Source organism: Chryseobacterium sp. HMWF035 (assembly GCF_003094695.1).
In the GTDB taxonomy this organism is placed as follows: domain Bacteria; phylum Bacteroidota; class Bacteroidia; order Flavobacteriales; family Weeksellaceae; genus Chryseobacterium; species Chryseobacterium gambrini.
Map to the genome: position 1 here is coordinate 1 of NZ_QEHP01000060.1, position 23,195 is coordinate 23,195.

Sequence of the window (23,195 nt, forward strand, 5' to 3'; positions counted from 1 at the left end):
CTATAATAAGATAAATGTTCTAAAGATAGCGTTCCTACGGAACGCCGAACGTCCTTCTAATATGATGTCTACACAGATAAAACTCTATAGAGTTTTTAAAAAATAAATATAAACTAAATACATGATATTAGTGATTATAAAGAAAAAGAATATTTAAAAACTTTTATTCAATGGAAAACTGAAATAGCTTTATTTTGAAATAATTAGATAGAGCCATTCGTGAAGATATTTGTGCAATTTGTGTTAAAAAAAAAATAAATATAATTTTTCTGCCTTATTTTTTTGTCTCAGTATTTGTTTCAGATTTATAATAAAATTTAAGTTCCTTACAAAGCGCAATAATGGCTGCTTTTCCTTTGGGCGTAAAACCGGTAAAAGAATATTCGTCATCAGTTCCTTTGTTGAAAACCCTGTGACGTCGAGCTGGAATATCAATTTCTGAAATGGAGCCGTTGCAATCCAGACAAATACTCATCTGGTTGATTTTTTTATTGTCCTTAAAAAACACCAAACCTAGATGCGGATTAAAGCACGCTGCGGAAGCTTCTCCATAACTGGATTTTTTCGCTAAAGCCTTTAAAATTTTATCAGCCTGTTCTTGTGACAGAAACTGCTGTTTTTCTATGATGGGAATGAAGTTTCCCTGTTTATCAATCGGTGCATCGTACATTTCTTCATCACCTCTGAAATCGTATGCTATAATTTTGTCATAATCAAGCGTACTGAAAGGAATTCCGTTGTTCTGGTTTGGCTTGATGGTTGGTGAAGATTTCACATAATCCATAAGTTCCGTTCTGCTGATTCCTTTAATTTTTGGTATATCAGAAACAATTTGAGCAGAATCTTTTTTGGAAGATATCTTTGTGTTGTCGGTATGTTTTTCACAGGATGAAAATAAAATTACCGATCCAAAAATGATGAATCGGTTAATTTTGTTTTTCTTTATTTTCGATGAGAATTTATTCCTTATGCTCATACATCTTATTATAAAGATCTATAAATTTTTCCTTGATTGCTTTTCTTTTAAGCTTTAAAGTCGGCGTTAAAAGACCGGCATCAATGCTCCAGATTTCCGGGGTAAGCTCGATTTTTTTGATCTGTTCCCAGTTTCCTAAATGTTGGTTGATATCGTCAATCTCTTTTTTAATTCTTTCTTTTAATTCCGCACTTTTGGCAATTTCCTGTGGAGTGGAGCCTACATTCAGATTGTTTCTGGATGCCCAGCTTTTTGCGAATTCAAAATCTGGCTGTACCAGTGCGCAAGGCATTTTTTCGCCGTCTCCGACAACCATGATCTGCTCGATAAACTTTGAAGCTTTTGCTAAATTTTCTATGGTCTGCGGCGCAATATATTTTCCTCCCGAAGTCTTGAACATCTCCTTTTTACGGTCAGTGATCTGTAAAAATCCGTCACTGTCGATATGTCCGATGTCTCCCGTTCTGAAATAGCCGTCTTCTGTGAAAACTTCTTTCGTCATTTCTTCATTTTTAAAATAGCCTTTAAAAATAGAAGGACCTTTTACCGTAATTTCTCCGTCTGCCTGAATTTTAACACTCAGATTGTCAAGAGGTAAACCTACGGTTCCGATTTTCATTTTGCTGAAAGAATTTACCGAAATTACAGGCGAAGTTTCCGTTAATCCATATCCTTCCAGAATGGGAATTCCTGCATTTTGGAACATTAAATTTAGTCTTGTAGATAAAGCTGCAGAACCGGAAACCAAGGTAATGATTTCACCGCCTAAACCTTCTCTCCACTTTTTAAACACCAGTTTGTCGGCAATAATTTCCTTTAATCCGGATGGTTTTGAAACACTTTTCTTTTTAGAAATCAGATCCAGTGCCCAGAAAAAGATTTTCTGTTTCAGTCCTCCCGCGGAAGAACCTGTGGCGTAGATTTTATCATACACTTTTTCCACCAGTCTTGGTACCACGCTCATGTAATGAGGTTTTACTTCTTTTACGTTTTCTCCCATCTTTTCGATGCTTTCCGCGAAATAAATCGAAAAACCGTTGTACTGGAAAAGATAGAAAAGCATTCTTTCAAAAATATGGCATATCGGAAGGAAACTCAGAACTCTTGTATCTTTATAATCCAGACTTTTCTTTTTAGGAATTCTCGGGATCGAACCCAACACGTTGGAAACGATATTATGATGAGTCAGCATAACTCCTTTCGGTTTTCCTGTTGTTCCCGAAGTGTAAATAATCGTTGCCAGATCTTCCGAATTAATAGCATTTGAAAGATCTTCCACTTCAATCTGCGTAGAATCATCTTCGCCAAGATCCAGTATTTCTTTCCAGTTAGCAGCTCCCGAAACATTATCGAAAGTAAAAACGCCCTGTAATGAAGGAATGTTATGTTTTACTTTTACTACCTTGTTCAAAAGATCCTTATCAGATACAAAACAGTACTTAATTTCTGCATTGGTAAAGATGAATTCATAATCTTCGGGAGAAATACTCGGATAAACGGGAACAGAAACCACCCCGATCTGCGAAAGTCCGAGATCCATAATCGCCCATTCTGTTCGGGAATTAGTGGTGATTAAAGCGATTTTGTCACCGGGTTTTATGCCAAGTTTTAAAAGTCCTCTTGATATCTTATTGGCTTCATTGATAAACTCTTGCGTGGAAGTTTTCTTCCATTCACCATGGTATTTGGTTACAAACATATCCGACTTCGGATACGTTTTCAATGCATATTGAGGAATATCAAATAATCTTTTGATTGTCATGATTTTTTAAGTAATTGTTAAAGGATTTTAAATATAAGCATTTTTTTTAATTGTGGAAATTGGAAGTGATTATTTAGAAATTAATAAAATGTATGCCATAATATATTTAATAATTCAAACTTAATATATATATGATGAAAATTTAAAAATTGAGATATTTCGTTGTTTTTATCTAATTTATGATTCTATTTTCAGATTTGCCCAAAAAGTGTAAATTAGCGACCATCTAATTATTCAATGTTATGGACTTTAATTTATCAGAAGAACAGCTGATGATTCAGCAGGCAGCAAGAGATTTTGCGCAAAGCGAACTTTTACCGGAAGTAATCGAAAGAGACCGCGACCAGAAGTTTCCTGCAGAACAGGTAAAGAAAATGGGGGAAATGGGACTTATGGGGATGATGGTGGATCCTAAATACGGCGGTGCCGGAATGGACAGCGTTTCTTACGTTCTTGCAATGGAAGAAATTGCAAAAATAGATGCTTCTGCGGCTGTGGTAATGTCTGTAAACAACTCATTGGTTTGTGCAGGTCTTGAGAAATTTGCTTCTGAAGAGCAGAAAGTAAAATATCTTACACCTTTGGCAAGCGGACAGGTAATCGGAGCTTTTGCTTTGTCTGAGCCTGAAGCAGGTTCTGATGCAACTTCCCAGAAAACAACTGCAGAAGATAAAGGAGATTATTATCTTTTAAACGGGATCAAAAACTGGATCACAAACGGTGGAACAGCATCTTACTATATTGTAATTGCACAGACAGATCCTGAGAAAAAACATAAAGGAATCAACGCTTTCATCGTAGAAAGAGGTTGGGAAGGTTTCGAGATCGGTCCGAAAGAAGATAAACTGGGAATTAGAGGAAGCGATACGCATTCTTTGATCTTCAATAACGTAAAAGTACCGAAGGAAAACAGAATCGGGGAAGACGGTTTCGGATTCAATTTCGCAATGGCTGTTCTGAACGGTGGTAGAATCGGGATTGCTTCTCAGGCTTTAGGAATTGCTTCCGGAGCGTACGAACTGGCTTTAAAATATGCCAAAACAAGAAAAGCGTTTAAAACAGAAATCATCAATCATCAGGCGATTGCGTTTAAACTGGCAGATATGGCAACTCAGATTACAGCAGCAAGAATGCTTTGCTTCAAGGCGGCTGTAGAAAAAGATGCTGGAAAAGACATCTCTGAAAGCGGAGCAATGGCAAAATTATACGCTTCTCAGGTGGCAATGGATACTACGATTGAAGCTGTACAGATCCACGGTGGATACGGATATGTGAAAGAATATCACGTAGAAAGAATGATGAGAGATGCCAAAATCACTCAGATCTACGAAGGAACTTCTGAAATCCAGAAGATCGTTATTTCAAGAAGCATTGCAAAGTAATTGCTTAATTATACATGAAATAGTAAAAGGCTTCCGCATTTGGAAGCCTTTTTACATTCACACGAACCACAAAATATAATATATAAAATTTTTTGTCTGCTTTATTTATCTTTTTGATGGAAATTTGAGGCTAAAGTTAAATTTTACAAGCTTTTTTCCTTTCTTAATGACTTATCAAAAATATCAATAACATCGGTTAAAAATCAATTTATCCCATTAAAATAATATTAAAATAAAAATCCATCACAAAGGATGGACTTTCGAAATTAATGGGCATCATGATTGGTTGTGTTTTTACCCCTCTTTTTATAAAAATAATATCCAATTCCGGCAATTAAAAACAATGGCCAAAGCGGCAGAATAAACAGGAAAATAGAAGTAATGACACTCCATCCTGAGGAAACGGCGGCTAAAGATTTTTCACCAAAAGTTTCCGGAGCTTTATGAGTGTTATCCAAAAGAGAGATCCTGATCTCACAAAGCGTATTGTTATAATAATCATTTCCTTTTACTTCTATGTTTTTACTTTCAATATCGCCGATATTGCTGCTTAAATCATCCATCAGTTGGTCAAAATTCTGCAGAGGAACTTTAATCTGAAGATAATATGCTTTTTGATCCGCCATTTCCGAAGATCTGTCATCGGAAGGTTCTGCTGCAACATAAGTGAGCTCTTCCTTGGTAACGGCACCATTATTTTTAACAGTTTCCTGTCGTATAATTTCCCTTACGGTTTCCGCATTGTCTGCATTCATGGTTAAATAACCCGATTTTACCATTTTATTTTTCAGAACATTCAGTTCGTAATTTTCATTCTTCGGTTTGTCTTTATAAACGATTTTGGTTTCTTTAATCACTTTCGGAGCGGGAACATTCACCACAATTTTTTCTTCTTTTTTAGCCGAATCTTTTTTCTCGGTTTTCGATTCCAGTTTTACAGAAGAAATTTTCTCAGATAAAGAATCTACCATTTTGGAAGTATTTTCAATCTTGTCTTTCACTTCATTTTTAGCATTTTCAAAATCTTTGATTTTTACATTGGCAGAATCCAGTGCAGCATTGGCTTTTTCGCTTACGTCATTAATTTTTTCAGAGGTCGCAGAAATCGTACTGTCTGCTGATTGCACTGCATCTTCAATTTTAGATGTTGCCGCTTCTCCTTTTTTACACATGATAAACGTGCTTGATACAGCAACGAGTAAGATGAACTTTTTCATAACATTAATTTTTTCGATGAGGTAAAATTAGGAGGGAAGTTTTTGTAAAGATTGTAAAGGAATTGTTTTGCTTATGTAAATTGATAAGGAGTTGAATTTTAGTATTTTGTAAAATAAAAAAATCCTGTTTTACAAAGTTTCTTTTAATCTTTGATTTCTTTTTCTTAATTAAACCTTATCTGAATTTAATTTTCAGCACTGTCATTTTGAACGAAACAAAGTAAAGTCGAAAAATCTCAGATGACTCAAGATCCTTCATTACATAAAAGCTTCATTTAATTCCATAAAAAAATCCGCAGAAAAACTTCCGCGGATGTATATTTACTATAAGATGTTATACTGTTTATTCATCGGACATAGAATCCCAGAAATCACTATCCATTTTCTTAATTTCTATTAGCTGCTCTACCTGCATTCCAAGTCCAAAATTATAAATATATTCAGCTAATTTAATTCCGTCAATCAGTACTACAGTTGTATTCCCATAAAGATTTTTAACATAATCGATTGCTCCTTTTGAAAAATAGGATGTTGTAATGAAAACACCTTTATTTGATTGTGCAACCATTAAAGCTCCAACAAATTTTTGTATTTCTTCTCTTCCTATAACTAAATCTCTCTTATATCTTTTTGCCTGAATATTGATTCTTCCAAATCCTAATATATCTTCTTTAATTATTCCATCTATACCTCCATCATTGGATTTTTTAGTTATTAAACCAGAATCTTTAATCTCTCCGCCGTAACCCATTTTTTGTAATAATAAAACTACAAGTTTTTCAAATGAAGATGGACTTTTACTTAATATAGTATTTAAAATTTCTTCATAAACCGTGTCGCGAATTTTATTGAAAGAATTATATAGTTTTTCCTGAGGAGTTAGATCTTCTGATTTATTTTCGGTTATTTCAATTGGAGAAATCTCTAGCTCTTTTTTTTGTTTGTAGCTTTTTTGAACAGATTTTTCTACATAAGAAGAAAGTTTGTCAGGACTTTGTAATAATTCTATTCCTTTTGAATTTATTTTAAATAACCCTCTTCCTGGTTTTTCAAGTAAACCTGCTATATTCAAATAACTTAATGCCCAAGAAATTCTATCATAAAAAATATGACCATTTCCTGAAGGATACATTTCATTAATTTCATCATTAGTAAGAGAAAACTCTTTTGCTATTGGTTCAATGAAATCTTTTAATTTTAGAATTTTTCCATCAGATAAAATTTTAAGAACAGGTAGTTGAATTTCGTTATATTTTGGTATTGCCATTAGTTTTTATTTAGTAAAAGTCAAATATACGATAATTATAAAAAATTAAATCCGCAGAAAAACTTCCGCGGATAATCTATTTAAAGCTGATTTATTTCAATTAAGCATTCTTAAACTCACTGATGAAATGCAGTTTCACATTCGGGAACTTCTCCTGCGTCATGTGAATCGTGAAAGAAGAATCAGCAAGGAAAACCAACTGGTTGTATTTGTCTCTCGCTAAAAATCTCTGTTTTAATCTGGCAAATTCCTTGAATTCATCCGATTTTTCATCCGCTTCCACCCAACACGCTTTATGCATAGAAAGAGGTTCGTAAGTACATTTTGCCCCATATTCATGCTCCAGACGATACTGGATTACCTCATACTGAAGCGCACCCACTGTTCCGATGATCTTTCTGCCGTTCATTTCAAGGGTAAATAACTGTGCAACCCCTTCATCCATCAACTGATCGATCCCTTTTGCCAGTTGTTTTGCTTTCAAGGGATCGTTGTTGTTAATATATCTGAAATGTTCAGGAGAGAAGCTCGGAATTCCTTTGAAATTCAGTTTTTCGCCGCCTGTTAACGTATCTCCGATTCTGAAACTTCCCGTATCATGAAGACCTACAATATCTCCCGGGAAACTTTCATCAACCACCTCTTTTTTATCCGCGAAGAAAGCATTTGGTGAAGAGAACTTCATTTTTTTGCCCTCTCTTACCAAAAGATAATTTTCATTTCTCTTGAAAGTTCCCGAAACAATTTTTACGAAAGCCAGTCTGTCCCTGTGTTTCGGGTCCATATTTGCGTGGATCTTGAAAACAAATCCCGTAAAACCATTTTCTTCCGGCTTTACAATACGCGTATCACTTTCCTTCGGTTGTGGCATCGGTGCGATATCAATAAATGCATCCAGCAACTCACGAACCCCGAAATTATTCAAAGCCGAACCAAAGAAAACAGGCTGCAAATCCCCCTTCATATAATCTTCACGGTTGAATTCAGGATAAACCGACTGAACAAGATCCAGTTCCTCTCTTAAAGTAGCAGCGGCTTTTTCGCCAATCACTTCATCAATTGAAGGATCATTAATATTGTCAAACTTTATCGCTTCACCCACCTTCTGTTTCTTCTCTTCCAAAAACAACTGGATATTGTTTTCCCAGATATTGTAAATTCCCTGAAAGTCAGCTCCCATACCAATTGGCAAAGAAAGCGGACAAACCGTTAATCCTAACTTCTGTTCCACCTCATCCAGCAAATCGAAAGCATCCTTACCTTCACGGTCAAGCTTATTAATGAAAACCAGCATCGGAATATTTCTCATTCTACAAACCTGAACAAGCTTTTCCGTCTGTTCCTCAACCCCTTTTGCAACGTCAATCACAACGATTACAGAATCAACCGCCGTTAAAGTTCTGTATGTGTCTTCTGCAAAATCCTTGTGACCGGGAGTATCCAGAATGTTGATTTTGTGATTTCTGTATTCAAAAGCCAATACCGAAGTTGCCACGGAGATTCCTCTCTGTCTTTCAATTTCCATGAAATCGGAGGTCGCTCCCTTTTTTATTTTGTTGGATTTTACCGCACCCGCTTCCTGAATTGCACCCCCGAAAAGCAAAAGCTTTTCCGTAAGAGTGGTTTTTCCGGCATCCGGGTGAGAGATAATTCCGAAGGTTTTTCTTTTTTCTATTTCTTTGATTAAGTCTGACATATCGTATTTTGAAGTTGCAAAAATCGGGAATTTTGTCGAATCCTGAAAATTTTGTTTAAACACAAATTTTTATATGAAAAAGCATGAATTTTATTTAACCACAAAGTCACAAAAGATTATAACACATTAGTAACTTAAGATTAAATTCTTTATACGTAACAGGACACATTAGTTTAAAAATCTTTGATTTTTTATTTTGAAGTTGTTTGAAGTAAGAGAGTTTGCTCCTTTAGGAGCAGAATCTGTGTAGAAATAAGAATAAATCCGCAAATCAATCCGTAGGATTGATATCTATAAATATGATAAATTTTTTAAAGATAGCGTTCCTACGGAACGCAAAATGCATTGTGAATAAGGTGTCTACACAGATAAAACTCTATAGAGTTTTCTACCGTTTTACTTTAAACAACTTTTTTTTTTGCTTTTGCCAAACTAAAAATAGGCTAAAAAAAAAATCAAATTCGTGGAATTTGTGAAAACCATTTGTGTTATTCGTGTTTAAAAGATCTATTTGTGTTTAAGCTTAAGTAAATAAGCCAGTCCCAATCCCACAAAAACCATCGCCGCACTGAAAGGGAAAATATAACTCATCCCGTAAAGATCAGCAATTCCGCCAATCAGCGGTCCTGCAACACCGAGAGAAAGATCAATAAAAAGACCATATCCCGCCAAAGCGGAACCCTGATTGGATGAAGGCACGCTTTTAATCGCAACAACACCCAAAGCCGGAAAAATTAATGAAAAACCAAGTCCTGTAACGCCGGCTCCAACAAGAGCCATTTGTGAATTCGTGGCAAATGAAATGATTAAAAGCCCGATAGTTTCTACCAAAAGACAGACAATGGCAACTTTAATTCCTCCGTGGTTATTGATTACATTATTGAAAACGAGTCTTCCCGCAACAAACAGTACCCCGAAAACACTCAGACATAAAGCGCCGTTATTCCAATGAAAGTAATTGTAATACAGGGTGATAAAAGTAGAAATACTCGCAAAACCAAGTCCTCCTAAAGCCAGACAAACGCCGAAAGGAGCCACTTTTCCCAAAACTTTCCAGAACGGCTGCGATTCTTTTATATCCGTGTTGGTTTTATTGTCTTTGGTTTTTGCAAAAAGAAACCCTAAAATTCCAAGAATAATCGAAAGAATTCCGATTCCGTATAAGCTGAATTCATGCTCAATCGTTACGCCCAGAGAAGCTCCGATTGCCAATGCGCCATAACAGGCAACTCCGTTGTAGGAAATAATTTTTGCCGTATGTTTTTCCCCGACTGCCATAATTGCCCAGTTAATCGGACTTGCACCGATCATTCCTTCCGCACAGCCTGTAAGAAGACGCGTGATGACCAAAAATATTAAACTTAACCACGGAGAAAATTTAAAATAATAAGCAATGATCAGGAAAATTCCGGTCAGCGAAAAACTGATCATGCTGAATAAAACGGCTGGTTTCGGGCCTTTTCCGTCAATGATTTTTCCGGAATAAGCTCTCAGGAAAAATGTAGAAACATACTGCAGACTGATGACCAAACCTGCAATTACCAGACTGAACCCAAGACTTTTACTAATGAAAATAGGAAGCACCGAAAGCGATAATCCGATAACGAAATACCCTATAAAGGTAAAACTTACATAACTGATTAAAGACAGATTAACATTCTCCGACTTTTTTACCAAACCCTGCATGTGAAAATATTAAGCTGCAAAGTTACTTCATTAAAACAGTCTGACAGAAAAATTTAACTTAAAATCTGTTTAACCTTTTTTATTTAACCGCAAAAGTCATAAAAGATAAGCTGAAATTTTATTCAAAATTTAATAACGAAAAATGAAAAAGGCAACAACAGCTTTAAAAATCTTCGATTTTTATTCTTTTGAGAACTTTGATTATTCTAATTATTGCGGAATAATGGTCTTTTGCAACTTTTGCGGTTAATTTTTGAAATTAGTTTAAACATTTTAAAGAACATAAATGTAACAATGTATTTTAAGGTTAAACTTCTCTGCAATTCTCTTTTCTCATAATTTGAATTATCTTTGTTTCTCAATAAATTCTTAGATTCTATGGAAAAAAGTAAATATCCTAATTTCAAGTTTACATGGATTGGCGGTCTTGTTTTACTGGCAGGATTGTTTTTCGGAACAATGGTAGTTTCGTTTTTTAATGTTTTCTGGATGTTTACCTTCAAAGAAAATCTACAGTACAGAGACTGGTTTTTTATGATTACCAATGCCGCAGGATTTCTTACGGCGATTGTTTTTTTTGATTTTTTCATCGTGAGAAGAACAACAGGAATGAAGCTGAATTTCAATTTTTCTCCCACTAATTTTTCTACCTATCTCCTGATTTTTCCAATGATGATCGGGATGATGTTTATTGCAGAGTTTATTACCGCCCAGATTCCTACAACGGGACCTTTTTTCGGAAAGTATTACGATTTTTTTACTCGGATGATGGAAAAACTTACCGATGATCCGGTTGTGATGATCATTACTGCCGTTATCTGTGCGCCTATTTTTGAAGAAATTATTTTCAGGGGAATTATCCAGAAAGGATTGATGAATAAAGGCGTTGAACCGAAAATGGCAATTGTTTTTGCTTCCGTAATCTTCGGAGCGGTTCACGGAAATCCGTGGCAGTTTGTGGGAGCGGTTCTGTTAGGATGCGTTCTGGGATTGGTCTATTACAAAACAAAATCTCTGCTTTTACCGATGCTTTTGCATGGTTTTAATAATTTATGTTCCACCTTATTAATCACTTATGTAAAAACGGAAAGCTTCGCAGATGCTTTCAAAGTTTCAGAATGGATCATACTGACGATAGGAATTGCACTTTTCTCCTTATTTTATTTTCTTTTTATGAAAAAATATAAAGTGCATTATTCTGAAATTTAAATCTAAACACGAATGGCACTAAATTTTAGACACTAATTTCACTTATATCTTTGGTGTTATTTGTGATGATGAATTGAGATTTAAACAAAATAGAAATTAAATAAATGAAATTGAATATGGAATTACTGGTAGCAACGCACAACATACATAAGAAAGAAGAAATTCAGCAGATTTTAGGCGATGAATTTGTCGTTAAAAGTCTTGCCGATTACGATCTTCATGACGAAATCGTGGAAGATGGAGATTCTTTCAATGCCAATGCGTTAATTAAGGCAAAATACTGCTTCGAAAAAACAGGAATTCCAAGTTTGGGCGACGACAGCGGACTGGTTGTAGAATCTCTGGACGGAAGACCGGGAATTTTTTCCGCGCGTTATGCAGGAAATCATGATTTTGCTAAAAATATCGAAAAAGTTTTGGGCGAAATGGAAGGTATTGAAAACAGAAAAGCGTATTTCATTACTGTTTTATGCTATTATGACGAAAACGGAGCCAAATATTTCGACGGAAGGGTTCACGGAAATTTATTGAAGGAAAATAAAGGTTTCAAAGGGTTCGGCTACGATCCGATCTTCGTTCCGGAAGGGTACGACATGACTTTTGCAGAGATGGAACCGCAGGATAAAAACAAAATCAGCCACAGAAAACAGGCTTTGGATCTATTTTTGGATTTCCTGAAAGGGAAAGAATAGTTTGAGGTTGAGGCTAAGATGTATGGTAAAAACAGAAACCGGAATTTAGATATTTAAATTGGTTTCCACTACGCAATTTTAATCTCAGCCTAAATCTTAGTCTTAACCTAAATCCGTACATTTGTCACCTTAATAAACCATCGATTTGAGTACTTATTTAACGATATTAGGCTTTAATTCAGCAATTCCTACGGTGAATTCTTCTCCTACCGCGCAGTTTCTGGAGATGGAAGAACGGTCTTTCCTCATCGATTGCGGGGAAGGAACGCAGGTACAGTTGAGAAAAGCCAAAGCGAAATTTTCGAAGATCAATCATATTTTTATTTCTCATCTTCACGGAGACCACTGTTTTGGTTTACCGGGGCTTATTGCTTCCTTCAGGCTTTTGGGAAGAGAAACGCCGCTTCACGTTTATGGTCCGAAAGGAATTAAGAAAATGCTGGAAACTATTTTCACGATTACAGAAACGCACCGTGGTTTTGAAGTGGTTTATCATGAACTGGATAAAGATTATTCAGAGAAAATTTATGAAGACAACAGGGTAGAAGTGTACACCATTCCTCTGGATCACAGGATATACTGCAACGGTTATCTGTTTAAAGAAAAACCGAAAGACAGGCATCTGAACATGAAGGAAATTGCGAAGTACAGCGAAATAGAAACCTGTGATTATCACAATATAAAAGCAGGAAAAGATTTTGTTTTAAGTGATGGATATGTGCTTAAAAATGAAATTCTTACCGTAGAACCTGCCCCTTCTGTATCTTACGCCTTTTGCAGCGATACGAGATATCTGGAAAGTGTGATCCCGATCATTAAAAATGTAACCGTGCTTTATCATGAATCCACATTTCTTCACGATTTGAAGGAAATGGCAGATTATACAGGACATACAACTGCTCTGGAAGCCGCAACGGTAGCCAGAAAAGCAGAAGTCGGAAAACTCATCTTAGGACATTTTTCCAACCGTTATGGAGATCTTACCGTATTTACCGATGAAGCAAGAACTATTTTTCCCAATACTTTCTTACCGAAAGCACTGGAACCTGTAAAAATTTAAAAATAATGTTGAAGTTTGAAGAACTGAAAATCTTCTTAGATGAAAAGGCAGACCAATACAATGATCCTGAATTTATAGAAAATGATCCGATCCAGATTCCGCATCGTTTTTCTCTGAAACAGGATATTGAAATTGCAGGATTTCTGGCGGCGACAATTTCATGGGGAAACAGAAAAGCGATCATTAAATCGGCGGAAAAAATGCTCGATATTATGGGAAATTCGCCCTATGATTTTGTTTTGAATCATTCGGAAAAGGATTTGAAATTGATGGAGGGCAAAAGTGTTCACAGAACTTTTAACGGAGAAGATTTTGCTTATTTTATTAAGCAGTTTAACAGAATTTATACGGAAAATGAAAGTCTGGAGGATTTATTCAGGGTAAATGATTCTGAAATTAATTTTTCTCATTCCATTGAACGTTTCAGAACACAGTTTCTGGGAACGGAAAAGCACAGAACGCACAAACATGTAAGTTCGCCTTATAAAAATTCTTCCACCAAAAGAATTATCATGTTTCTGCGCTGGATGGTACGTAACGACAGGCGTGGCGTAGATTTTGGTCTTTGGGAAAACACAGATCCGAAATATCTGTCGATTCCGTTGGATGTACATACCGGAAATATTTCAAGGAAACTGGGGCTGATTACCAGAACGCAGAACGACTGGAAAACCGTGGAAGAACTGGATCTTGTGATCCGAAAATTTGATGAAAAAGATCCTGCAAAATACGATTTTGCATTGTTTGGACTGGGAGTTACGAAAGAATTACTATAAAAATTGAAACGCAATGAAAAAGAACGAAGAAAAAATTGAAATGCTGGAAAAAATTGCCAACGGAATTACATGGTGGATCGGTTCTATTCCGTCACTCATTGCACATACCCTGTTTTTTTTGATTTCTTTTCTTCTGCCGCTTCTCCATCTTGTGGAATTTGATAAAATGCTGCTGATCCTTACAACGGTCGTTTCTTTGGAAGCAATTTATCTTGCCATTTTCATCCAGATGTCGGTGAATAAAAGCCATGAAAAAATTGAGGTTATTCAGGAAGATATCGAGGAAATTAGTGAGGATATTGAAGATATTCAGGAAGATATTGAAGAGATCAGCGAAGACATTGAAGAAATCAGCGAGGATATCGAAGAAATTAATGAAGATATTGAGGATATTCAGGAAGATATCGAAGAAATTAATGAGGAAGAAGATGAAGAAGATCACATTGAACGCGCCAAAAATGTGATGCTGAAAAGCAATGTAAGTTCCAATAAAAATGAAATTAAAGCACTGAAAGATAAGATCTCAGAATTGCAGAATATGATTGATGAACTGAAAAAAGATTAGTTAATCAACACATATAATTGTTTAAATAGTAAAAATTCATACAAAAAGGCTGATAATTTTATCAGTCTTTTTTATTAATTCAGATAGAATATCTGTTATTTCTGTAATTTTAAAATATTTTAGGTTATTTGTAGCATAACGCTTATTTTTTGTTCTGATTTTAGCTGATAATTTAGTATTTTTGAACAAACAACAACAAAATGTTAAATTATAGATTAAAAAACTACTATTTCTTTTTAGTGTTGCTTCTGGTTTCGGGATCTGTGTTTGCCCAAAAAACATCAAGAAAACCGATTAAAGAAAAGCATACTAATTCGAGTTTAAAGTCAGGTGCTTTTATAGATGTGAATGTCGCTTCTTACGCGCCATCTTCTTACAATATAGAACAGCTTGTTAAAAACGTTCTGATTTCAGGAGGATCAAGCTGCGCCGTTGCCAACGTTACCAACGTTACTGTTTCTCCCAACCAGCCTGCCACAGATACGGAAAGAGCTTGGGGATATTTTCATAAAGGAACTACTGCTTTTCCGTTTACGGATGGTGTTGTATTGGTAACAGGAAAAGCCCGAAGAGCAGGAAATGTGTTGGAAAGCGGATTGAGCGATCCTGTTCCCGGATCTACCGTTAGTGATCCGGATCTTGTAACGGCAATTAATCCTTTGGCTCCTTTAAAAGATGCCGTTTTTATTGAGTTCGACTTTGTTCCTAACAGTACTCAGGTAAAATTTAATTATATTTTTGCTTCAGAAGAATATACCTCAGATTTCCCTTGTGGAGTTTATTCCGATGGTTTTGCTTTATTACTGAAAAAAGTAGGGGATCCTACTTATACCAATATGGCAATTTTACCGGGAACAGCGGGACCTGTAAGCGTTACCAATATTGTTCCTTCCGGTAACGGGTTCTCCTGCGGACCTATTAACGAAGCTTATTTCGGAGGAATGAATACTTCAAATATCGAAACGAATTTCAATGGAAGAACAATTCCTTTAACGGCAACTGCAACGGTAATTCCGGGGCAGACGTATCATTTTAAAATGGTTTTGGCTGATGCTTCCGACAGCAGTTTTGACTCTGCGGTTTTTCTTCAGGGAGGATCTTTTGACATCGGAATGACCATTGTAGACGGCAGCGGAAATCCATTAACCAGTGTTAACATGTGTGATAACACGCCGCAAACTCTAACAGCGCAAATCGCTTCTGTTCCGGGAATGACCTTCCAATGGTACAAAGACGGTGTTGCAATTGCAGGGGCAACCAATGCGACCTATATCGCTACATCACCCGGTGTGTATGTGGTAAGAACATTTGTGGGCGGAACCAACTGCCAGACAGCTACTGTTACCATTGTAGGAGGAACAACACCACCTGCACAGAATGCTACTTTAAAACTTTGTACAACACCATCTTTGGCAACATTTAATTTAAATGATGCAACGCCGCAGATTACAACTTCCACTACGGCTATTGTTCGTTATTATGTGAATCAGGCAGATGCAGTTGCTCAGAATGCAAATTATCTTACGGCAGCGCAAATGGCAAGTTATAACGGAACAGACGGACAGGTTTTGTATGTCGTTGTTTCTAATGGAGCTTTCTGTAGCAAAACGGTAACTTTAACTTTAAGAAAAGAAGCAACGCCTGTTGTACAGCTTACGGCAACAAAAGTAAGAATCTGCTTAGGCGAATCTACAACTTTAACAGCTTCCAATGGCGCAACGTATCAATGGACGAATTTATCGGGAACCGGAGCTACGCAGACCGTTTCTCCAACTCAGACTACAACATATTCTGTTTACGCGATCGGAACACAGGGATGTAAATCTTTACAGCCTGCATCCGTTACTGTAGAAGTGGTTCCGGCTATTAAATCAACACTTTCCGGAGGAATGATCTGTCAGGGAGATGTTATTAATTTAGATGCAGGAGCAGGACCGAACTACAGTTATCTTTGGAGTAATGGAGCAACATCTCAGACGATTTCTATAGGAACGCCGGGAACATACAGTGTAACTATTACTAACGGAGTATGTTCAAAAGTCTTTACAACACAGGTTATTCAGGCGGTTATTCCGGAAGTTATTAATGTTAACTATAACGAAAACGGAACCATGATTATTACGGCAAGTAATCCAAGCAACGGTGTTTTGGAATATTCTGTTGATAATGGTTTAACATGGCAAAATTCAAATACATTCACCAATGTGCCGAGAAATACAGTTATTGCCATTAGAGTAAGAGTGAAGAATACAAGCTGTGTAGGCTTCCTTGAGTATTTTACATTCGTAATGCAGAATGTTATTACGCCAAACGGAGATAACATTAATGACATCATCGATTTCCGAATCGTAAATAAAAATAAAGACTTTAAAGCTTCTATTTTCGACCGTTACGGAAAAGAAGTCTACAGGGAAAGCAGCTTACAGCCTTATTGGGATGGATATTTCCAAGGTAAACGACTGAATACCTCATCATACTGGTATCAGGTAAGTTTTGAAGATCCTGCAAGTAAAAAGCCGGTTGTAAAGACAGGATGGATCTTATTGAAAAATTTTGAATAAATTTTGAATCACAATAGAAAAGACCAACAATTTGTTGGTCTTTTTTACGTTTTAGAGATAATTGAAATTACTCTTTTTATAATATCTTTAATTGTATTAGTGATAATGTAATTAGCATTGAATTGAAATTCAATTGAAAAAAATAGTATTTTTGTTTAAAATAATATAAAATGTTAAATAGGAGGACAAAAAATTTATTTTTGGCTTTGCTTTTGGTTTTTGTAGGGAGTTTCGTTAATGCACAGAAAGGCAGGGACGGAAAAGGTGTAACGAGCAGACAAACCCCTGAAAATATGAAAGCCGGAGCTTTTATAGATGTAAATACAGCGGCTTATCCGGAATCTGCATATAGTATCACACAATTGGTAAAAGATGTGCTCATCAGTGGAGGATCTACATGTTCCGCAGCTAACGTAACCAATGTATCTGTTTCTCCTAATTTAGCAGTGACAGACCAAAACAGAAGCTGGGGATATTTTAATAAAGCAACCACTAATTTTCCTTTTGCCAAAGGAATTGTCCTTACAACAGGATATGCGAGAAAAGCAGGAAATGATCTTCAGGGGACTTTAAGTGACGGTTTAGGTTCAGGAGGAGATGCAGATTTGGCGGCGGCTCTTGGAGTTCCTAACAATCAGCTTAATGATGCGACTTATATAGAATTCGATTTTGTTCCGGCTTCTACGAAAGTTACTTTCAGATATTTATTTGCTTCAAAAGAATATCAGACTAATTTCCCTTGTACCATCAGTGATGGTTTTGCACTTTTATTAAGAAAAGTAGGGGATCCTTATACCAATCTTGCCGTTTTACCGGGAGGAGCAGGTCCTGTAAGTGTTACCAATATTCACCCTTCCACACAATATCAGACGGGTGCTCCATTGGCTTGCGGAGCTGCAAACGTATCGTATTTCGGAGGATATAATATTCCTCAGATCGAAACGAACTTTAACGGACGTACTGTTCCGTTAACGGCAACAGCGACAGTAATTCCGGGCCAGACTTATCATTTCAAAATGGTTTTGGCAGATTATCAGGATGCTAATTTCGATTCTGCGGTATTTCTTGAAGCAGGATCTTTTGATATTGGTGTACAGTTATTGGATCCTGCAGGAGTTACACTTCCTTCCTCCATCAACGTCTGTGATAATACTCCGCAGACATTCACTGCGTCAGTTCAGGGAGTTGGAGCTACTTATCAATGGTATTTGGGAACAAACCCGATTCCGGGAGCAACTAATGCTTCTTATACAGCTACACAGCCGGGAGTATATTCAGTTCAGGTATTTTTACCCGGAAATACCTGTCCGGGAACGGCTTCCATCACTATTGTCGGGGGAACTTCGCCGACGGTTCAGAATGCAACACTCACATCCTGTTACACACAGGGTAATGCTACTTTCAACTTAACATCAGCACAACCTTCAATCAGTACAACACCGGGAGCAACATTTGCTTATTATGTGAATCAGGCAGATGCGGTTGCAGGAAACGGAAATACGATTGCGAATCCGACCGCCTTTTCAAGTCCGGGACAGACGGTGTATGTTTCAGTTAAAAACGGATTTTGTTCCAAAGTTGCTGAATTACAACTGATAAAAGCGTCTCAGATTACGGCAACTATTGCTACACCGGGAGTTTTAACATGTACAAATTCACAGGTTACTTTAAATGCTTCGGCTTCAGTATATCCTACAGGTTCTACCTTCAGCTGGACAACAACAAACGGAAATATTGTTTCGGGAGGGAATACTTTAAATCCGGTGGTAAATACCGCGGGAACTTATACTTTAACCATATCTAATGTTTATCAGCCGGGAAATCTTACCTGTACAGCAACAGCGAATGTAACCGTTACGGGAGACAGTGCACCGCCAACTACAGGATTAACGGCTTCAAAAGTTCTAATCTGTTCAGGAGAATCGGTAACTTTAACGGCTTCCGGCGGGGCTACTTACAATTGGGTTGGTCTTCCGGGAAATGGAGCGACACAAACTGTTTCTCCTACGACAACAACAACGTATACGGTTACTGCGGTGGGAGCGAACGGATGCGTTTCTGCTACTCCAGCAACGGTTACGATACAGGTGACTCAGCCTATTACCGTACAGAATGCGACTTTACTGAAATGTTATCAGACCGGAGGAATTAATTATAATTTAACAGAGGCGCAACCTCAGATTACTACTGCACCGGGAGTTACTTTTGCCTATTATCTGAATGTTGCGGATGCCAATGCCGGAAATACGAATACAATTGCCAATCCGGCATCTTTCAACAGTGCGGGAGGACAGACGATATATGTTTTAGTAACAAACGGAGGATGTAAAAATGTGGTCACATTACAGCTTTTGTCTACTCCTCAAACAACTTTAACCATTAATCCGCCTCAGCAGATTACCTGTACCACTCCTCAGGTTACATTGAATGCTTCTGCTTCTGTAATTCCTGCAGGATCTACCATTGCATGGACAGCAACCGGTGGTGGAAATATTGTTTCGGGAGCCAATACATTAACTCCGGTGGTAAACGCGGGTGGAGTATATACTTTAACGGTAACCAATATCAACCAGCCCGGAAATTTAAACTGTACGTATACTTCAAACGTTACGGTAACACAAAATACAACCGCTCCGACAGCGACTGTAACTTCTACGGCATTACAGATATGTTCAGGAGAATCTGTTACTTTAACGGCTTCCGGAGGTGCAACCTACAATTGGACAGGTCTTACAGGAAATGGAAATACACAGGTAGTTTCGCCTACTTCTACAACTACTTACACCGTTTTTGCTGTGGGTGCTAATGGATGTATTTCAGCGACTCCTGCTACCATTACAATAATCGTGGCTCCTCCTGTAGCAGTTTTAACTGCTTCTCAAATGAAAATATGTGCAGGTGAATCTGTAACTTTAACAGCAACCGGCGGCGTTACTTACGAATGGGTAGGTTTACCAGGCAACGGAAGTACACAGATTGTATCTCCAACAACTACAACTACCTATTCTGTTTTTGCTTTAGGCGGAAACGGATGTAAGGTCGCTAATCCTACTTCAATTACCATTCAGGTTGTCCCTGCAATTGTTTCTGCTCTGAAAGATGTTAATGTTTGTGCGGGAGATTCAGGAATTTTAGATGCAGGTTCAGGAACAAATTATACGTATGTATGGAATACAGGAGCAACTACTCAGACGATCTCTGTAAGTACACCGGGAACTTATACGGTAACAATAAGTAATGGAGTGTGCTCTAAAGTATTTTCTGCACAACTTATCAATCCTACATTGCCTCAGTTTACCAATATTTCGTATGAAAACCATATTTTAACTCTGTCTACGACAAATCCGACAGGCGGAACTTTAGAATATTCTGCTGATAATGGTTTTAGCTGGCAGACGTCCAATGTATTTACTAATATTTTGGATAATACGAATTATAATCTTCAGGTAAGGGTAAAAGATGCGAAATGCAGCACTTCTATATCGTTCTTTACATTTGTTATAATCAATGCCATTACACCAAATTCTGATGGAAAAAATGATATTGTAGATTTTACAGGAATCAGCAATTATAACAATTTTGCAGCTTCCATTTTCGACAGATACGGACAGGAAGTATTCAAAGCTTCCAAGAACCAGACTTTCTGGAACGGAATGTTGAGAGGAAGTTTGGTGCTTCCAACTGCTACTTACTGGTACAGAGTACAATGGGAAAATCCGGCCAGTAAAAAACTTGAGCTGAGAAGCGGATGGATTTTGCTGAAAAACAGAAATTAAAAGATATTTAAATTGAAAACCTCCCAACCGGGAGGTTTTTTTGCTTTTTTTATATAAAAATGCCAAATATGTGTGTGGTATATTCAAAAAAAAGTTAAATTTGTTAAAACAAAATTATTATGAAGAGATATCTACTATTGTTTTCTTTATTTGTGGTCTCCTCATCGAGTCTCTTTTATTCACAAAAAAATACAGCTAGAAAGCTTCAGCAGGAAAAGGCTTCTGCCTTAACAATGAAAGCGGGTGCTTTTATTGATGTAAATGTTCCTACGTATCCTGCGTCAGCTTATACCCCTTTACAATTGGTAAAAGATGTGCTGATTTCATCAGGAACCAATTCCTGTGTTACCCCCAACGTTTCCAACGTTCAGGTAAGTCCGAATCTTCCGGCAACAGATGCAAACAGATCCTGGGGGTATTTTAACAGGGGAACAACCAGTTTTCCTTTCAAGGATGGTATTGTACTTTCCACAGGATATGCTCAAAAAGCCGGAAACAGCTTTATAACTGGTGTTTTAGGAGATGATTTACCTACAGGAAGTGATCCGGATCTTGTCGCTGCGACAAATCCTTCAGTTCCACTTAATGACGCGGTTGTTCTGGAATTTGATTTTGTGCCTACCTCTAGTCAGGTAAAATTCAATTATCTTTTTGCATCAGAAGAATACACAGGAAGTTTTCCCTGTAGTTACTCAGATGCATTTGCTTTATTGTTAAAGCCTACTGCAGGGGGACCATATGTAAATATGGCTGTTTTACCGGCTCCGGGAACCGGACCTGTAAGTGTTACCAATATTCACCCGTTAAATAGTTTTGCGGGAACAAGTATGGGATGCGGAGCTCCAAATGCTGCATTTTTCGGAGGGTATAATACCTCTAGTATAGAAACTAATTTTAATGGTAGAACGGTTCCTTTACAGGCAATCGCTACAGTAGTTCCGGGGCAGTCTTATCATTTTAAAATGGTTTTAGCCGATGCTAATGATAGTATTTATGATTCTGCAGTGTTTTTGGATGGAGGATCTTTCAATATTGGTGTAGAATTATTAGATGCTTCCGGAGCAACATTACCCGCAGAAATTAATGTGTGTGATAATGTTCCGCAGGTGATAACAGCATCCGTTAGTAATCCTAATATGACGTATCAGTGGTTTTTCAATGGAGTTGCTATTCCGGGAGCTACTTCTCCTACGATTACAGCAACACAGCCGGGGAATTATGAAATTCAGGTTTCATTCCCGGGAAGTCCTTGTCCGGGTAAAGCCAATATTAAGATAAACGGAGGAACAACACCCGCCGCAGTAGATGCAACATTACTGCTCTGTACAACGCCGGATGTTACCTGGTTTGATCTCACCAATTCAATGGCGTCAATCAGTACAACGCCGGGGGCTGTTTTCCATTTTTATGTAAATCAGGCAGATGCAATTGCTCAGAACAATAACTATATTCAGGATATTCTTCACTATAATGGTAATGACGGACAGATTCTCTATGTAGTAGTGTCAAATGGCGGGTTCTGTAGTAAGATGGTTAAATTAACCTTATCAAAAGAAACTACTCCTGTTGCAAATCTTGTGGCATCCAAAATTAAAGTCTGCCCGGGAACAGTAGTTGATCTTACTGCCACGGGTGGAGTAACTTATCAATGGGCAAACTTCTCAGGAACAGGCAATACGCAAAGTGCAACAGTTTACAATACAACTACTTTCTCTGTATATGCATTGGGAACAAAAGGATGTAAATCTTTACAGCCTGCAAAAGTTACCGTTGAGGTTGTTCCGGAAATCAGTTCTTCATTGAGAGATGTGGAAATGTGTCAGGGAGACAGAGTAACTTTAGACGCAGGAGCAGGACCAAATTACACTTATTTATGGAGTACGGGTGCAACCACCAGAACGATAGAAGTAGATCAGTGGGGTATTTATTCTGTAACCATTAAGAATGGATTTTGCCAGGAAACTTTCACTGCAAAAGTGATGGCAGCAGCTTCTCCATTTGTTTCAAATATAGATTACAGCAACAATACGTTAACAATTACTGCTCAGGTTCCGATGATCAATAATATTCCTCAGACAGCAGAATATTCTGTGGACGGTGGTATTTCATGGCAGCAGTCTAATGTATTTACAGGACTTTCCAACAATACCCACTACGATATTCAGGTAAGAACTGTAGGAACACATTGTGTAGGAGCTTTAGAATTCTTCACACTGAATATTGCAAATATGATTACTCCAAATCAGGATGGTGTTAATGATACATTGGATCTTACAGCTCTTGGAAACTTTAATAACTTCACCGGTTCTGTGTATGACAGATATGGTTCAGAATTATTCAGATTCTCGAAAGAACGCCCAATCTGGAACGGAACTTTAGGAGGTAAAAAGCTACCAACTGCAACATACTGGTATAAATTTAACTTCCAGTATCCGAAATCAAAAACAAGCATGAGCCAGTCTGGCTGGATTATGTTGAAAAACAGAGAATAAAAAATCAATCGATAATGCAAAATGAAAGCCCTTCAAGAAATTGAGGGGCTTTTTTTAGGATAAATTAAGTTATAGCTC

The 23,195-nt window shown here is 37.2% G+C and carries 15 protein-coding genes; 9 read left to right on the forward strand and 6 right to left on the reverse strand.

What is annotated here, in order from left to right; all coding sequences use genetic code 11:
* Positions 1-274 precede the first annotated feature (274 nt).
* Together DD829_RS10470 and DD829_RS10475 are read right to left on the reverse strand one after the other, a co-directional pair.
* Complete coding sequence (locus tag DD829_RS10470; RefSeq protein ID WP_108409642.1) at positions 275-976, reverse strand: hypothetical protein; 702 nt, start codon at positions 974-976, stop codon at positions 275-277.
* Positions 960-2,738 (reverse strand): AMP-dependent synthetase/ligase, encoded by a 1,779-nt coding sequence (locus tag DD829_RS10475; protein ID WP_108409643.1) that lies wholly within the window; start codon positions 2,736-2,738, stop codon positions 960-962. Before DD829_RS10475 ends, DD829_RS10470 begins: the two co-directional genes overlap by 17 nt.
* A 242-nt stretch (positions 2,739-2,980) precedes the next feature.
* On the opposite strand from DD829_RS10475, the gene DD829_RS10480 reads away from it, so the two are divergent.
* Positions 2,981-4,120, forward strand: a complete 1,140-nt coding sequence (locus tag DD829_RS10480) for an acyl-CoA dehydrogenase family protein (RefSeq protein WP_076392514.1) — start codon at positions 2,981-2,983, stop codon at positions 4,118-4,120.
* A 266-nt stretch (positions 4,121-4,386) separates the two neighbouring features.
* On the opposite strand, the gene DD829_RS10485 is transcribed toward DD829_RS10480, so the two are convergent.
* The 4 genes from DD829_RS10485 to DD829_RS10500 all read right to left on the reverse strand — a co-directional run bounded on the left by DD829_RS10485 (position 4,387) and on the right by DD829_RS10500 (position 9,986).
* Positions 4,387-5,337, reverse strand: a complete 951-nt coding sequence (locus tag DD829_RS10485; protein WP_108411127.1) for a DUF4349 domain-containing protein — start codon at positions 5,335-5,337, stop codon at positions 4,387-4,389.
* 343 nt (positions 5,338-5,680) lie between these two features.
* The gene (locus tag DD829_RS10490) at positions 5,681-6,604 is read right to left on the reverse strand and encodes a restriction endonuclease (RefSeq protein WP_116547717.1); all 924 of its coding nucleotides are present in this window, start codon (positions 6,602-6,604) and stop codon (positions 5,681-5,683) included.
* Positions 6,605-6,704: 100 nt separating this feature from the next.
* Positions 6,705-8,300, reverse strand: coding sequence for a peptide chain release factor 3 (locus DD829_RS10495; RefSeq protein WP_076392518.1), 1,596 nt, complete (start codon positions 8,298-8,300; stop codon positions 6,705-6,707).
* Positions 8,301-8,807: 507 nt separating this feature from the next.
* Positions 8,808-9,986 (reverse strand): MFS transporter, encoded by a 1,179-nt coding sequence (locus DD829_RS10500; protein WP_108411626.1) that lies wholly within the window; start codon positions 9,984-9,986, stop codon positions 8,808-8,810.
* Between the two features lie 378 nt (positions 9,987-10,364).
* On the opposite strand from DD829_RS10500, the gene DD829_RS10505 reads away from it, so the two are divergent.
* The 8 genes from DD829_RS10505 to DD829_RS10540 all read left to right on the forward strand — a co-directional run bounded on the left by DD829_RS10505 (position 10,365) and on the right by DD829_RS10540 (position 23,117).
* Entirely contained in the window at positions 10,365-11,195 is an 831-nt protein-coding gene (locus DD829_RS10505; protein ID WP_108408890.1) for a CPBP family intramembrane glutamic endopeptidase, read from the forward strand.
* 116 nt (positions 11,196-11,311) lie between these two features.
* Positions 11,312-11,887, forward strand: coding sequence for an RdgB/HAM1 family non-canonical purine NTP pyrophosphatase (rdgB, locus tag DD829_RS10510; protein WP_407933596.1), 576 nt, complete (start codon positions 11,312-11,314; stop codon positions 11,885-11,887).
* A 145-nt stretch (positions 11,888-12,032) separates the two neighbouring features.
* On the forward strand, positions 12,033-12,947 hold the full coding sequence (locus tag DD829_RS10515; protein WP_108408891.1) for a ribonuclease Z: 915 nt from the start codon (positions 12,033-12,035) through the stop codon (positions 12,945-12,947).
* Positions 12,948-12,952: 5 nt separating this feature from the next.
* The gene (locus DD829_RS10520; protein ID WP_410493815.1) at positions 12,953-13,723 is read left to right on the forward strand and encodes a TIGR02757 family protein; all 771 of its coding nucleotides are present in this window, start codon (positions 12,953-12,955) and stop codon (positions 13,721-13,723) included.
* 13 nt (positions 13,724-13,736) lie between these two features.
* On the forward strand, positions 13,737-14,288 hold the full coding sequence (locus DD829_RS10525; RefSeq protein ID WP_108408892.1) for a DUF1003 domain-containing protein: 552 nt from the start codon (positions 13,737-13,739) through the stop codon (positions 14,286-14,288).
* A 200-nt stretch (positions 14,289-14,488) separates the two neighbouring features.
* Entirely contained in the window at positions 14,489-16,849 is a 2,361-nt protein-coding gene (locus tag DD829_RS10530; protein WP_108409861.1) for a choice-of-anchor L domain-containing protein, read from the forward strand.
* A gap of 170 nt (positions 16,850-17,019) precedes the next feature.
* The gene (locus DD829_RS10535; RefSeq protein WP_108409860.1) at positions 17,020-20,625 is read left to right on the forward strand and encodes a choice-of-anchor L domain-containing protein; all 3,606 of its coding nucleotides are present in this window, start codon (positions 17,020-17,022) and stop codon (positions 20,623-20,625) included.
* A 119-nt stretch (positions 20,626-20,744) separates the two neighbouring features.
* Positions 20,745-23,117 (forward strand): choice-of-anchor L domain-containing protein, encoded by a 2,373-nt coding sequence (locus DD829_RS10540; RefSeq protein ID WP_108409859.1) that lies wholly within the window; start codon positions 20,745-20,747, stop codon positions 23,115-23,117.
* Positions 23,118-23,195: the final 78 nt, after the last annotated feature.